The sequence below is a fragment of the Halegenticoccus tardaugens genome (assembly GCF_004116405.1).
In the GTDB taxonomy this organism is placed as follows: Archaea; Halobacteriota; Halobacteria; order Halobacteriales; family Haloferacaceae; genus Halegenticoccus; species Halegenticoccus tardaugens.
This window is the reverse complement of record NZ_SDIC01000001.1, coordinates 452,360-464,858: the sequence shown is the minus strand read 5'-3', so window position 1 is coordinate 464,858 and position 12,499 is coordinate 452,360. Positions and strand designations below refer to the sequence as shown.

The following is a 12,499-nucleotide window of genomic DNA, read 5'->3' as shown; positions in this document are numbered from 1 at the left end:
ACGGCCTCGGCGACGACGTCGTGCGCACCTTTAGGTCCGTAACGTCCCTACTCCGGGCATGGACGGAACCACGGTCGTCACCGGCGCGAGCCGCGGCATCGGCGAGCACGTCGCCCGCGCGTTCGCAGCCGAGGGCGCACACGTCGTCTGCTGCGCCCGCGACGAGGACGCGCTGGAGGCGGTCGTCGCCGACATCGAGGCCGACGGAGGGAACGCGTCGGGTCACCGCGCCGACGTGCGAGACGAGTACGACATGGAGCGGCTGATGGAGCAAGCCGCCCGCGTCGACGGGGGGATCAGCGCGCTCGTCCCCTGCGCCGCGACGATCCACGGCGACCCCGGCGAGATGCCCCTCCACGAGGAGTCCTACGCCGGCTTCGACGACACGCTCCGGACCGACGTGCGGGGCGTCTTCGCGGCGGTGAAGGAGGCCGTCCCGCACCTCGCGCCCGACGCGCGGGTGGTGGTCCCCTCGGGGTCGGTCGCCCGCGAGTCGAAGGCGGGGATGGGCTCCTACGCGGTCGCGAAGGCCGGCGCGGAGGCGCTCGCCCGCGGCTTCGCGGCCGACCTCGACCAGCCGGTCGGCGTCGTCGACCCGGGTCTCGTCGCGACGCGACTCACCGGCGGCGCGGGACGCGACCCGGCGGACGTCGCGCCCATGTTCGTCTGGGCGGCGACCGAGGTCGAGCCGGCGGAGTTGAACGGCACCGTGCTCGATCTGAAGGCGTGGAAACGGGCGACGAGATAGAGACCGAGCGAGCGCCGAGATCGGTCGAGGAGCGGGCGCTACCAGGTCTCGGCGTGTTCCTCGACGAGCGGGTCGACGGTCTTCGGCGGCTCGTCGAACCAGCGGACTTCGAGCACGTCGTCGCCACCGACCTCTTCGGTCTCTTTGCCCTCCTCGTCCGGCCGGTCGCCCTCGCGGGCGTCGGCCGAGGCGTCGAAGAAGGCGTCGAGGACGTAGAGCGTGCGCTCGTCGTCCTTCTCGTCGGGGACGAACTGCGTCCGACGAAGGAACCGGAGGCCGGTTATCTCGCAGTCGACGCCCGTCCGATCGCGGACCTCCTCGACGGCGAGTTCTTCGAGCGACCCGTCGCCCTCGATCGCCGCTGTGCCCCCTTCGGGGAGGTCGCGCTCGCGGTTCCCGCCGGGGACGGTCCAGACGTCCGGTCGGTCCCCCGCCCGAAGGAGCAGGATCCGACCCTCGTCGTCGGTGACGAACGCCGCGCCCCCGTCGAGCAGGCCGCCCGGCGCGACGCCGGCCATGCGCTCGAACCGCGTGAGCGGCACGGTCGCGGTCTCCTCGACGAGCGGACAGTCGCCGTACTCCTCGTGGAGCCGTTCTCGCAGGCCGTCCACCCGCTGTTGGGTCTGCTCGGCGATCGACATGGCCGTACGAGGGACGGCCAGCGGCATAATCGCGGTGGCCCCGGTCGAGGTGACGGAGACCGCGCGATCGGACGCGGTCCGGTCGTCGAGCGTCGCGGGATTCGGACGCGGTGATTTCGAAGTCGAGACAGGTCCGATCGCCCAAACGGGACGCTTTTGCCCGATCCGTCCCAAGACGCCACCATGTCAGACGAGACGGACGAGTTCGGCGACTGGCCGCTCAAGCGCCTCATGACCGAGGTGTGCGGCTCCGGCCCGAAGTCGGCCGACGACATGAGCTACGAGCAGGCGACGGAGGCGATGCGGCGCATCCTCGCCGGCGACCCGGACCCGACGACGCTCGGGGCGTTCTGGCTCGCCAACCGCTGGAAGCGCAACAACCCGGAGGAGCTCGCGGCCTACACCGACGTCATGTGCGAGACGGTCGACGTCGCCGAGCCGAGGGCGGATCCGGTCGACTGTGGGGCGAACTACGACGGAAAGCTCAGGACGGCCCTTCTCGGCGTCGGGGCGGGCGTCGTCGCCGCCGCGGCCGGGACGCCCGTCGTCGTCCACAGCGGCGACCGCGTGCCGACGCAGAAGGCGTGCGCTTACAAGCACGTCCTCGACGAACTCGGCGTGGCGACGGAACTCGCCCCGCGCGACAGCGCCGCGATGGTCGACGAGACGGGCTTCGGCTTCTACTACCAGCCGGCGTTCAACCCCGCCGTTCACGACCTCCTGGACCGGCGGGACCGGATGGGCGTGCGGACGTTCGTCAACACGATCGAGACGCTCGCGAACCCCGCGAGCGCCGACGTTCACCTCGGCTCCTTCTACCACCTCGCGTTCGCGAAGAAGGTGACCGATACGTTCGAGCGCTCGGCGCACCACGACCTCCGCCGCGTCATCATGTTCCAGGGGATGGAGGGGTACGACGACATCCGCCCCGGCTACACGAAAGTCGCGGAGTGGACCGACGGGGACTTCACCGACTACGAGATCGAGACGCCGAGCTACGGCATGGACTTCCAGAGCGAGGACCTCGAAGTGCCCCGCGGCGACGTGGCCGGCGCGTCCGCCCGGATCACGGAGGAGGTGCTCTCGGGCGAGCGCGAGGACCGCTTCGCCGACGCCGTCGCGCTCAACGCCGCGTTCCGAATCTACGCCCGCGAGGACGCGGAGACCCTCGAAGCGGGGCTGGCGGTGGCGCGCGACGCCATCGACGACGGGAGCGCGGAGGCGGCGCTCGAAGAGCTGCGCGCGTTCTGAACCCGGCCGGCGCGAACCGAAAGGGTGAACGCGCAGGCCGCGATGGGTGAATCAGATGGCGACGCGTTCGAGACCCGGGGTCGTCGAGATGGCGACGGCGCATCCGATCCGCACCGGTATTTACTCGATCCTCCCGCCGCTCACCGCGGTCGCACTCCTCGCGATCAGTTTCGTTCACGGCGCGTCGCTGTGGTTTCCGGGAGCGTTCGCGACCGGGATGTTCGCCTTCGCCGCGGTCGTCACGCGGCACCACCTGGCCCTCTTTCGCATCGCTCGAATCGAAGAGAGCTTACGGCGCGGGTGACCCCTCCGTTCACGTTAAAGTAGGTTCGGCGCCTACCTAGACTGGGGGAGTGAAATAAATGAACGGTACCAAGTGGACCACGGCAGCGGCAGCACTGCTCGGCCTGTGGGCGATCGCCTCGCCGTTCGCGTACGGCGCCGGCCAGGCGATGACGTGGAGCGCCGTTGTCGTCGGCGCGCTCGTCGCCCTCGTCGCGGGATACGACTTCTACCGCCGAACCGAGGCGGAGCGGCTGGTCACCGGCGGCGCGGCGCTCACCGCGCTGTTGGGGCTGTGGCTGCTCGCCTCCCCGTTCGTCTTCGAAACGGCGACGGGTACGGGCATGTTCTGGAGCAGCGTCGTCGTCGGCGTCGCCATAGCTGCGCTCGGCGCGTACAACGCGTACGTCGGACGGCGGCGCGGCAAAGCGGCCGCCGGTCGGGCGGCGTGATCGACCGGGCGCGATCGACCGGACGTGGTCGATCGGCCAACGTGCCGACGCGCTCTGCCGCACGGAACGCACGGGAACCGACCACCGAACGTCACCTGTTTCGAATCGACGCGGCCCACGGCGTTTCTACTCCAGTCGCTCCGCCACTCCGACGAGCGTCCGCCCCGCCGTCACCGTCGCCTCGCGCGCCACCGAGTAGAGGATTCCCTCGCGGTCAGCCTCGACCTCCTGTAGCACTTCGTACGTCGCCGGGTCGTAGACGCGGCCGAGGCGGTCGCCGGCTTCGACCTCGCGACCGAGTTCGGCGTCGTCGCTCGCGACGAAGAGACCCGAGTCGGCCGCGGTGACGCGTCCGAGGTGGTTCCGGGCGACCGTTCGTCTCGGCGGGGTTTCGGGTTCGCCGGGGAGCATCCCGAGGTGTCGCAGGACGTTGATCGTCCCGCGAACGCCGGCCTCGATGGCCGGTTCGACGAGCTGTTTGTTGTGCGCGAGTTCGGGCGTGACCGCGGGGATCCCCTCGCGGGTCGCGGCGACGCGGAACTTGCCGCCGAAGTTCCGCTCCGACCACTCGGCGTCGGCGTCGTCGCCGGCGGCCTCGGCGAGCAGGAGGTCCGTCCCGAACGCCTCCGCGAGCGCCCGGGAGCGGTCGTCGCCGCGGAGGTAGACGGCGTGCGTGAGCATCTCCGGGCTGCCGGTGTGAAGGTCGACGACCGCGTCCGCCCCCTCGACGTACTCCCAGAGCCGCGCGGCCATGCGCTCGTGGAGCGTCCCGTCGCGGTCGCCCGGCCACGCGCGGTTCATGTTCGGGTTGACGGAGTCGAGCGACTCGGGGGTAGTGTAGGAGACGCGGTCGAACGTGAGCGGGTCGGCGACCGGGACGGCGACGAGCGTTCCGGCGAGAGCGTCGCGGTCCAGCCGCCCGTGCAGCCGCCTGAGCGCCTCGGTGCCGTTTACCTCCCGGCCGTGTTGGGCGGCCTGAACGTACAGCGTCGGCCCCGGTTCGTCGCCCTCGTACCGGTGAACGGTCGTCTCGATCGGAACGCCGGACGGCAGACGCGCGAGCGTCACCCGCGCTGCGGTGTGCATACGATCTCCCTCGGACGCGGAGGCTTTGTAGCTGTGGTCGCGGCGCTCGCGGGCGGCCAGATCTCAGAGCCCGAAAAGCGACCGGAGCCGGTCCGTCACCCCGCCTCGCCGCTCGAAGATCCGCGCCATCTCGTCCGCGGAGAGTTCGAAGTCGAAGATCTCGATGTTCTCCAGCTGGTGGGCGCGCCTCGACGCCTTCGGGATGGCCGAGACGTGCTCCTGCTGGATCAGCCACCGCAGCGCGACCTGCGAGGGGGTTTTGCCGTGGCGGTCGCCGATCTCGGCGAGCGCGTCGTCGTCGGCGAGGTCGCCCACGTCGAGGGGGCTGTAGGCGGTCAGCATCACGTCGTTTTCGACGCAGAACGCGAGGAGGTCGTCCTGTCGTTTGTACGGGTGGTACTCCACCTGATTCGTCAGGATCGGGGCGTCGGACGCGTCCATCGCCGCCTCCAGTTGCGCGACGGAGAAGTTGCTCACTCCCACGTGGCGCACCTCGCCGGCCTCTCGCAGGTCGTTCATCGCGCCGAGCGTCTCCTCGACGGGGACGTACTCCCGCGGCGCGTGGATCAAGAGGAGGTCGACGACCTCCGTGTCGAGCCGGTCGAGGCTCCCACGAAACGAGTCAAACGTGTCGTCGCGCGCGAGGTTGCTCGGGTGCAGCTTCGTCGTGAGAAACACCTCATCGCGGGGGACGTCCGACTCGCGGATCGCCCGTCCGACCGCCTCCTCGTTGTCGTACATCTGCGCCGTGTCGACGTGTCGATACCCCAGGTCGAGCGCGCTCGCGACGGCGTCCGCGCACTCCTCGCCGGTCATCCGCGCGGTGCCGAGGCCGAGCGCGGGGACGTCGACGCCGCGGACGGTGACGTACTCCGTGGGAACCATGGCGTCGGTACGGGGCGCTCGGTAATGAGCGTCGGTTCGAAAGGTGAGTGTTGTGGCTGTCGGCGGGGACGCGGGGGATACCCGACCAGCGCCTCCCAGGTGTCGGGGCCGACGGTCCGATCGCCCGTGATCCCGCGACGGCGTCGTGGCCGTCCGGACCGCCATGCGTCGCCGCCGCGGCGCACCAGCAGACCTTTCACGCCGGCTGCCGACGACGGCGTATGAGCAACCCGACGGCGACGATCCACACGAACCGCGGCGACGTCACGGTCGAACTGTTCGAAGAGCGCGCGCCGCGAACCGTCGAGAACTTCGTCGGCCTCGCGACCGGCGAGAGGGAGTGGGAGGACCCGGAGACGGGCGAGACGAAGCGGGACGAACCGCTGTACGAGGACGTGATCTTCCACCGCGTCATCGACGGGTTCATGATCCAGGGCGGCGACCCGACCGGAACCGGCCGCGGCGGCCCCGGCTACGAGTTCGACGACGAGTTCCACGACGAACTCACCCACGACGGGCCGGGCGTCCTCTCGATGGCGAACGCCGGTCCGAACACGAACGGCTCGCAGTTTTTCATCACGCTCGACGCGACGCCGCACCTCGACGGTCGCCACTCGGTGTTCGGGAAGGTCACGGAGGGCATGGACGTCGTCCGCGAGATCGGGGACGTCCCCACCGATCGAAACGACAAACCGCGCGAAGACGTCGTCATCGAGTCGATCGACGTCGAGCGCTGAAAGGCACCGATCCGGTCGCCCTCGGTGCGTTCGGCTACCGATTCGGTCGAGAGCGTCGACGGGGGTTCGACTGGGTTTGCGGTCGGATATAAATCCTCGCGGCAACGTTTATCCCCCATCGTGCGATAGTATCTCACGCATAGTATGTTCGAACGGTTTTCGAGCGGCTACTACCTCGGGGAGATGTACGTCGAACCGACCGAGGACGATCGTCCCGTCGCGGTCATCCAGCGGGCGGACCACGAGCGGGTGAACGAACAGCTCTACACCACGGGCGAGGGCGTGGAGCGACTCGACGCGCCGCTCGTGATGAAGCTCGACCGCCGTCACTTCCCGGTGCTCGGCGACGACGACGTACCGACGGGGACGCTCGCGGTCCCGGGCGACCTCGCCGACGAGTCGCTGCCGGACCGCCGCGAGGTGTTCCTCGCGAAGGCCGAGCGCGCGAACGAGCTCCTGCGGTACGCCGGCTACGAAGCGCCGACCGGCGTCTGACGCCGATCCCAACCTAAAAGTCCCCCGCCGTCGCCTCTCGACCATGCTCGACGAGCTGCTCGGTCGGGCCGAGCTCAAGGCGCGAATCGACGACCTGGAGGAGGAAAAGCGCCACCTCGAACGCCGCACCGAGGCAGAAGAGGAGCGGCGAGCGGCCGCGGTGAGCGCCCGGCAGGACGCCGAAGAGCGGGTCAATCGGCTGGAGGACCGCATCGCGGAGCTGGAGGACCGGGTCGAGCGCCTCGGCGGCGACGACCCGGATCTCGACTTCCGCGGGCGCGAACCCCTCCGAGGCGCGCGCCTCGACGAGGTTCTCAGCCGCCTCCGGAGCGTCGAGACGGAACCCGAGGGCGCGCTGACCGCGATGGTCGGGGCAGACGGCGAGACGCCCGCCCCCGCCCGCGACGCCCTCGGCGACCGCGCGGCGCTTCTCGACCGCGCCGCCCCCTGTCTCGTCTGCGTCGACGACGCCGGCCTCGTGAGCGCCGCGCTCGCTCCGCCGCTGCCGCCGGAGCCGTTCTGCGAGTGGGGCGAGGGGTTCGCCCTCGACGACGCGTGGTTCCGGCCGACCGGCGAGTTCGCGCTCGCGCTCGTCCGCTCGGACCTGTTCGCCCTCGGCGTCTACGACGGCGCGGAGCGGCGGACGGCCGAGGGCTTCGAGAGCGACGTGATGAACAAGCACTCGAAGGGCGGGTTCTCGCAGGCGCGCTTCGAGCGCCGGCGCGACCAGCAGATCGACGACCACCTCGACAAGTGCCGGGAGGCGATCGAGGGGCGCGACGTCGACCGACTCGTCGTCGTCGGCGAGCGGAACGTCATCCGCGAACTCCGGGATCTCGCGGACCGCGTCGCGCCGTCGGACGCCGGCGGCGACCCCGACGAGGCGCTCGACGAGGCGTTTCGGGAGTTCTGGACGACGCGGCTGTCCCTGTTGTGAGCGCGTCGGGGCGATCGAACGGAAGCGGCCGACGAACGGTGTGACGAGGTGTCAGCCGGGGAACGTACGTCCACCCACGATCGGTTCCTCTTTTATCCCGTGGTCACGACACCCACGCACATGACGACAGACGCACCCGGCGGGCGACGCATCGCCGTGCTGGCCCACGAGAAGTTCCCGGAGCGCGCCAAGACCGCCACCGGCATCCTTCGGTACGGCTCCGACGAGGTCGTCGCCGTGCTCGACCGCGACCGGGCGGGCGAGCGCGTGTCGGACCACCTCTCCGGCGTGCCGGACGCCCCGATCGTCGGGTCGATGGCCGACGCGCCCGACTGCGACGCGCTCGTGATCGGCATCGCGCCCATCGGCGGCGGCTTCGACGACTCGTGGCGGCCCGACGTGCGCGAGGCGATAGAGCGCGGCTGCGACGTGGTCGCCGGCCTCCACTACTTCCTCACCGAGGACGAGGAGTTCGCGGAACTCGCCCGAGAGCGCGGCGTGGAGCTACGCGACGTGCGGAAGCCCCGCGACGACCTCACCGTCGGCCGGGGCGTCGCCGACGAGGTCGACGCCGAAATCGTCCTCACGGTCGGGACCGACTGCTCCGTCGGGAAGATGACCGTCTCGCTCGAACTCGCCCGGGCGGCGGCGGAGCGAGGGATCGACGCCGCGTTCATCCCGACCGGTCAGACCGGCATCATGATCTCCGGGTGGGGCAACCCCATCGACCGCGTCGTCTCTGACTTCACCGCCGGCGCGGTCGAGGAGATGATCGTGGAGAAGGGGAACGACCACGACGTGCTGTTCGTGGAGGGGCAGGGGTCGATCGTCCACCCCGCCTACTCGGCGGTCACCTGCGGCATCCTCCACGGGTCGATGCCGGACGAGCTCGTCCTCTGTCACGAGGCGGGGCGCGAGGCCATCCACGGCTACGAGGACACGGCGATCCCGCCCCTTTCGACCTACGTCGATATCTACGAGGGGCTCGCCGCGCCGGTCCACGAGGCCGAGGTGGTCGCGGGGGCGCTCAACACCTCGAACGTCGACGACGACGAGACGGCCCGGGAGGCCGTGGCGGCGTACGCCGACGAACTCGGCGCGCCCGCGGCCGACCCCGTCCGCTTCGGCACCGACGAACTCCTGTCCGCCCTCGACCTCTGAGATGTTCCTGAAAGCCGAACACGAGCGCGTCTCGCTCCCGCTCGCGGACGCGTTCACCATCTCCCGCGGAACGCAGGAGGTCGCGGAGAACGTCGTCGTCCGGATCACGGACGAGGGCGGGATGACCGGCGTCGGCGCGGCCGCGCCGTCGAACCACTACGGGGAGACGGCCGACACCGTCGAGGCCGTCCTGCCGTCGCTGCTCTCGGTCGTCGAGGAGGTCGGCGACCCGCACGCTCTCGCGCGAATCGAACGGCGGATGCGCGAGACGGTCGCGGACAACCCCGCCGCCCGGACCGCGGTGAGCGCCGCCCTGCACGACCTCGCCGCGAAGCGCCTCGGCGTGCCGCTGTACCGACTGTGGGGGCTCGACGCCGACGAGTGCCCGCCCACGTCGTTCACCATCGGCCTCGACGCGACCGAGCGCGTCCGCGAGAAGACCGAGGAGGCCGTCGAGGCGGGCTACCCCGTCCTGAAGATCAAGCTCGGCACCGACCGCGACGAGGAGCTCATCGCCGCCGTGCGCGAGGCGGCCCCGGATGCGACGATCCGGGTCGACGCCAACGAGGCGTGGACGCCCCGGGAGGCGGTTCGGATGTGCGACGTCCTCGCCGAGTACGACGTGGAGTTCGTCGAGCAGCCGGTTCCGGCCGAGAACCCCGAGGGGCTGAAGTTCGTTTATGAACGTAGCGCGCTCCCCGTCGCGGCCGACGAGTCCTGCCTCACCCTGCCGGACGTGCCGGCGGTCGCGGATCGGGTCGACATCGTGAACCTGAAGCTGATGAAGTGCGGCGGCCTGCGCGAGGCGACGCGGATGATCCACGTCGCCCGCGCCCACGGGCTGGAGGTCATGCTCGGCTGCATGATCGAGACGAACGCCGCCATCGCCCCCGCCTGCCACCTCGCGCCGCTGCTCGACTACGCCGACCTCGACGGCGCGCTCCTCCTCTCGGAGGATCCCTACGACGGCGTCGACCTCGCGGACGGCGAGATCCGCCTCGCCGACCTCGACCGGAGCGGCACGGGCGCGATCCGCGCCGAGTGAGGCGTCGGAGCACTCCCGGCGAGATGCAAACGCCGTAAGCGCCTCGCGACGGTCGGGCGAGCCGCTAGAGCCACTCGGCGAACGACGCCGTCCCTTCGGCCCGGCGGACATACGCCTCCTGCATCGAGACGATCGCCTCCGGGAGCGACGCGCCCGCCGCGACCGCCTCGCGGACGCGCGCTTTCTTCCACGCGCTCGGGCTCGTTCGGGCCTCGCGCCGCGCCTCGATCGGCGCGAGGAGCGCGGACGCGGCGTCGCCGTCGACGCCGAACGCGTCGAGGCCGCGCCGGGCGAGCGCGAACGCCTCGTCGTAGACGACCGCCGGGTCGTCCGTTCGCTCGCCGTCGGCGGTCACCCACGCGAGGTCGGCGTTCGGTCCGTCGTCGACGGCGGCGTAGAACGACGCCTCCGCGTCCGTCCAGTCGAGCGTTTCGAGGGGGTGATCGGTCGCGACCACCCCGCGGAGGAGACCGACGACGAGCGCCTGGAGGCCGACCGCGTCCCGGAGCGTCGGCTGGGTCGGGAGCGGCCGGTACTCGATCCGGACGGACGCTTCGTCGTTCCGCTCCGGCCCGGCCGCCGGAGCGGGCGTCTGCCCGCCGATGACGGCTCGAACCCACCGCCAGTACGTGCCGCGCTTGTGGTCGAGTTCCGGGTACGCCGTCGGGTACTCCCCGGCCTCGTCGGGGTCGGTCAGAAACGGCGCGACCGTCTCGTCGGCGACGAGCCGATCCACGACGTCCTCGACGCCGTCGACGTCGCGCGGGACGCGAACCTTCCGGAGGTCGCCGACGTTGACCGACTGCTCGAAGACGGGGACGCGCAGTTCGTGGGGGGTCGCGTCGACGACCGTCGCGGGATCCGCGCCCTCGTAGAGGTCCGCCGGGAGGAACGGCGAGTTCGCGGCGAGCGCGAGCACCGGACCGAGCGTCCGGATCGCGGCGTTGAAATAGCGGGGGAACGCCGCCGAGTCCGGCACCTGCAGGTGCGGCTGCATCGACGTCGTCAGCGACTCGACCAGGATCGACGGGAAGGCGCGATCGACGCCGGGAACCGAGATCGGCACCTCGCCGTCGCCCCGGCGAAGCGCGTCGTTATCGAGGGCGCGGTAGCGCGGGTCCGACCGCATGTTCGCCGCGACGACCACCCCGTGGCGCTCTTCGACGTCGCCGAGGTACACCGCCGTCCCCTCCGCAGGCGGCACGGTCCACATCCCGTCGAGCACGAGCCGCAAGCCGGCGTCGGCGAGACGATCGCGGGTCGATCGAAGTCGTTCGCGGAGTTGCGCCGACTGCCGGTTCAGGCCGTCGACGTCGAGCACGTCGGGCTCCGTGTGCAGTTCGACGTTGTGGACGCCGAGTTCCTTCTCGCAGTCGGCCGCCTCGAAGACGGACGGCGGAACCGCGCCGAGCCGTCCGTCGCCGTCGACCGCGTACGCTTCGAGTTCGAGGCCGACGGCGAAGTCGCGGTTGTCGAGGCGGGCCGAGCGACAGTCCGCCTTCGCCAGCGCGGACTGCCGCTCGACCCGGCGGTCGAACGCCGCTCGCGTCTCGGCCGAGAGCGATTCGCGGACGGCGGCCACGAGATCGTCCATGGGGCGTCTCTCGCGGCGACGGACGTTAGCCGTTCGGGTGAATCGGATCGGCGATTCGGACGAACCGGATTTGCGGTTCGGACGAATCGGGACTCGGATCGAGTCCCATCGCGATCTTCAGTCGGTGTCGCCCACTCACGATTCCCAGTCGATGTCGTCGGATCTGGCCGTCTCCCGCAGGATGAACGGGCCCATGGCGAGCGTCCGCTTCGCCACGGTCGCGATGCGGAGGATGTACGAGAGAAGGAGCATGAACGGAGCGAGCGTCGCCGTCGCCGCCGCGCTCACGAGCAGCACGAGGTGGTCGAACCCGAGCGTCGAGCCTGTGACCGCGCTCGGCGTCACGTACAGCATCATCACCATCGCGACGACGAGCGCCGGAACCGACGCGTACAGCATCACTCGCGAGAGGTTGACGAGTTCCCACTGGAAGTACAGCGTCTTGAAGTGCTCTCGCGCCGGTCCGAAGAACTCCAGCACGTCGAGCACCTCGTCGAGCGCCTCCTCCGTCTCCTCGTCGAGCGAGTCGGCGTGCTCGCGCCTGAGCCGCCGCGCCTCGTAGATCTTCCACGAGTAGTTGAAATCGAGCGCGCTCGTGATCACGTCGAACGTCCCGAACTGGGCGTCGCTGAGCTCGTCGCCGACCTCTCTCGCGTTTTTCGTGAGGCTGTCCGCGTAGTCGCGGACGCGGTTTCGCAGCTCCTCGTCGTCGTTCCCCTCGATCGCCCCCTCCAGCTGGTCGGCGTGCGTCTGGACGCCGTCGACGAGCGCCGCGAGGAACGACGCGGGATCCGGCGGGCTCGTCTCCGTTTCGAGCCACGATTCGACGTCCTCGCGGAAGTCGATCGCGCCCTGCATCCGCTCTCGCTGGTCGCCCAGCGGTCCCAGCTCCTGCGACAACACGAGCTGATTGATCGTGACGACGAGCGTCACGCCGGTGACGATCGCGTTGATTCCCGGCGAGAAGAGCCACCAGAGGCCGTTGAAACTCGAAACGACGCGTCGCATGGGAGAGAGGTCGAGCAGGCTGCCCCCGACCAACGAGAGAAACACGAACGACAGGAGGAGGCCGGCGACGATCCACCGGTTCGCGTCCATGAGGAGCCAGAACTTCCACCGACTCCCCCTGACGCGACCGCGCATCGTGTCGCTCGGCGCGCTTCCGTCTGAATCACCCATACGTCC

14 protein-coding genes are annotated in these 12,499 nt (G+C 70.4%); 9 read left to right on the top strand and 5 right to left on the bottom strand.

The genetic code is table 11. The annotated features are described in order from the left end of the window. The first annotated feature begins 58 nt into the window (after window positions 1–58). A complete protein-coding gene (locus tag C3L37_RS02470; RefSeq protein ID WP_129113028.1) occupies window positions 59–748 on the top strand; it encodes an SDR family NAD(P)-dependent oxidoreductase in 690 nt (229 codons plus the stop codon). Between the two features lie 38 nt (window positions 749–786). On the opposite strand, the gene C3L37_RS02465 is transcribed toward C3L37_RS02470, so the two are convergent. After that, complete coding sequence (locus C3L37_RS02465) at window positions 787–1,389, bottom strand: NUDIX domain-containing protein (protein ID WP_129113027.1); 603 nt, start codon at window positions 1,387–1,389, stop codon at window positions 787–789. A gap of 183 nt (window positions 1,390–1,572) precedes the next feature. On the opposite strand from C3L37_RS02465, the gene C3L37_RS02460 reads away from it, so the two are divergent. From C3L37_RS02460 to C3L37_RS02450, 3 genes are read left to right on the top strand one after another with little or no spacing between them, the layout of a single operon-like run. Continuing rightward, on the top strand, window positions 1,573–2,640 hold the full coding sequence (locus tag C3L37_RS02460) for an anthranilate phosphoribosyltransferase (RefSeq protein ID WP_129113026.1): 1,068 nt from the start codon (window positions 1,573–1,575) through the stop codon (window positions 2,638–2,640). A 55-nt stretch (window positions 2,641–2,695) separates the two neighbouring features. Beyond that, the gene (locus C3L37_RS02455) at window positions 2,696–2,944 is read left to right on the top strand and encodes a hypothetical protein (protein WP_129113025.1); all 249 of its coding nucleotides are present in this window, start codon (window positions 2,696–2,698) and stop codon (window positions 2,942–2,944) included. A 58-nt stretch (window positions 2,945–3,002) separates the two neighbouring features. Beyond that, complete coding sequence (locus C3L37_RS02450) at window positions 3,003–3,374, top strand: SPW repeat domain-containing protein (RefSeq protein ID WP_129113024.1); 372 nt, start codon at window positions 3,003–3,005, stop codon at window positions 3,372–3,374. A gap of 126 nt (window positions 3,375–3,500) precedes the next feature. Here the strand turns inward: C3L37_RS02450 and C3L37_RS02445 are convergent, their stop codons facing one another. Continuing rightward, the gene (locus tag C3L37_RS02445; protein ID WP_129113023.1) at window positions 3,501–4,460 is read right to left on the bottom strand and encodes a succinylglutamate desuccinylase/aspartoacylase family protein; all 960 of its coding nucleotides are present in this window, start codon (window positions 4,458–4,460) and stop codon (window positions 3,501–3,503) included. Window positions 4,461–4,523: 63 nt separating this feature from the next. Beyond that, complete coding sequence (locus C3L37_RS02440) at window positions 4,524–5,345, bottom strand: aldo/keto reductase (RefSeq protein WP_129113022.1); 822 nt, start codon at window positions 5,343–5,345, stop codon at window positions 4,524–4,526. A 221-nt stretch (window positions 5,346–5,566) separates the two neighbouring features. Here C3L37_RS02440 and C3L37_RS02435 point away from each other — a divergent pair, with 221 nt between their 5' ends. From C3L37_RS02435 to C3L37_RS02415, 5 genes are all read left to right on the top strand, one after another. Further along, window positions 5,567–6,082, top strand: coding sequence for a peptidylprolyl isomerase (locus tag C3L37_RS02435; RefSeq protein WP_129113021.1), 516 nt, complete (start codon window positions 5,567–5,569; stop codon window positions 6,080–6,082). A gap of 144 nt (window positions 6,083–6,226) precedes the next feature. After that, window positions 6,227–6,577 (top strand): DUF5802 family protein, encoded by a 351-nt coding sequence (locus tag C3L37_RS02430; RefSeq protein WP_129113020.1) that lies wholly within the window; start codon window positions 6,227–6,229, stop codon window positions 6,575–6,577. A 43-nt stretch (window positions 6,578–6,620) separates the two neighbouring features. After that, window positions 6,621–7,514, top strand: coding sequence for a Vms1/Ankzf1 family peptidyl-tRNA hydrolase (locus C3L37_RS02425; protein ID WP_129113019.1), 894 nt, complete (start codon window positions 6,621–6,623; stop codon window positions 7,512–7,514). 120 nt (window positions 7,515–7,634) lie between these two features. Then, the gene (locus C3L37_RS02420; protein WP_129113018.1) at window positions 7,635–8,675 is read left to right on the top strand and encodes a DUF1611 domain-containing protein; all 1,041 of its coding nucleotides are present in this window, start codon (window positions 7,635–7,637) and stop codon (window positions 8,673–8,675) included. 1 nt (window position 8,676) lies between these two features. Further along, entirely contained in the window at window positions 8,677–9,720 is a 1,044-nt protein-coding gene (locus C3L37_RS02415) for a dipeptide epimerase (protein WP_129113017.1), read from the top strand. Window positions 9,721–9,784: 64 nt separating this feature from the next. Here C3L37_RS02415 and C3L37_RS02410 read toward each other — a convergent pair whose 3' ends face one another. After that, window positions 9,785–11,314 carry a hypothetical protein gene (locus tag C3L37_RS02410; RefSeq protein WP_129113016.1) on the bottom strand — a complete coding sequence of 510 codons (1,530 nt, stop codon included), beginning with the start codon at window positions 11,312–11,314 and terminating at the stop codon, window positions 9,785–9,787. Between the two features lie 135 nt (window positions 11,315–11,449). Further along, a complete protein-coding gene (locus tag C3L37_RS02405) occupies window positions 11,450–12,493 on the bottom strand; it encodes a hypothetical protein (RefSeq protein WP_129113015.1) in 1,044 nt (347 codons plus the stop codon). Between the last annotated feature and the right edge of the window lie 6 nt (window positions 12,494–12,499).

Excerpts from the sequence above, each read along its gene's own strand:
- C3L37_RS02470 (WP_129113028.1), top strand. The coding sequence starts at position 59 with ATGGACGGAACCACGGTCGTCACCGGCGCGAGCCGCGGCATCGGCGAG.
- C3L37_RS02465 (WP_129113027.1), bottom strand. The coding sequence starts at position 1,389 with ATGTCGATCGCCGAGCAGACCCAACAGCGGGTGGACGGCCTGCGAGAA.
- C3L37_RS02460 (WP_129113026.1), top strand. The coding sequence starts at position 1,573 with ATGTCAGACGAGACGGACGAGTTCGGCGACTGGCCGCTCAAGCGCCTC.
- C3L37_RS02455 (WP_129113025.1), top strand. The coding sequence starts at position 2,696 with ATGGCGACGCGTTCGAGACCCGGGGTCGTCGAGATGGCGACGGCGCAT.
- C3L37_RS02450 (WP_129113024.1), top strand. The coding sequence starts at position 3,003 with ATGAACGGTACCAAGTGGACCACGGCAGCGGCAGCACTGCTCGGCCTG.
- C3L37_RS02445 (WP_129113023.1), bottom strand. The coding sequence starts at position 4,460 with ATGCACACCGCAGCGCGGGTGACGCTCGCGCGTCTGCCGTCCGGCGTT.
- C3L37_RS02440 (WP_129113022.1), bottom strand. The coding sequence starts at position 5,345 with ATGGTTCCCACGGAGTACGTCACCGTCCGCGGCGTCGACGTCCCCGCG.
- C3L37_RS02435 (WP_129113021.1), top strand. The coding sequence starts at position 5,567 with ATGAGCAACCCGACGGCGACGATCCACACGAACCGCGGCGACGTCACG.
- C3L37_RS02430 (WP_129113020.1), top strand. The coding sequence starts at position 6,227 with ATGTTCGAACGGTTTTCGAGCGGCTACTACCTCGGGGAGATGTACGTC.
- C3L37_RS02425 (WP_129113019.1), top strand. The coding sequence starts at position 6,621 with ATGCTCGACGAGCTGCTCGGTCGGGCCGAGCTCAAGGCGCGAATCGAC.
- C3L37_RS02420 (WP_129113018.1), top strand. The coding sequence starts at position 7,635 with ATGACGACAGACGCACCCGGCGGGCGACGCATCGCCGTGCTGGCCCAC.
- C3L37_RS02415 (WP_129113017.1), top strand. The coding sequence starts at position 8,677 with ATGTTCCTGAAAGCCGAACACGAGCGCGTCTCGCTCCCGCTCGCGGAC.
- C3L37_RS02410 (WP_129113016.1), bottom strand. The coding sequence starts at position 11,314 with ATGGACGATCTCGTGGCCGCCGTCCGCGAATCGCTCTCGGCCGAGACG.
- C3L37_RS02405 (WP_129113015.1), bottom strand. The coding sequence starts at position 12,493 with ATGGGTGATTCAGACGGAAGCGCGCCGAGCGACACGATGCGCGGTCGC.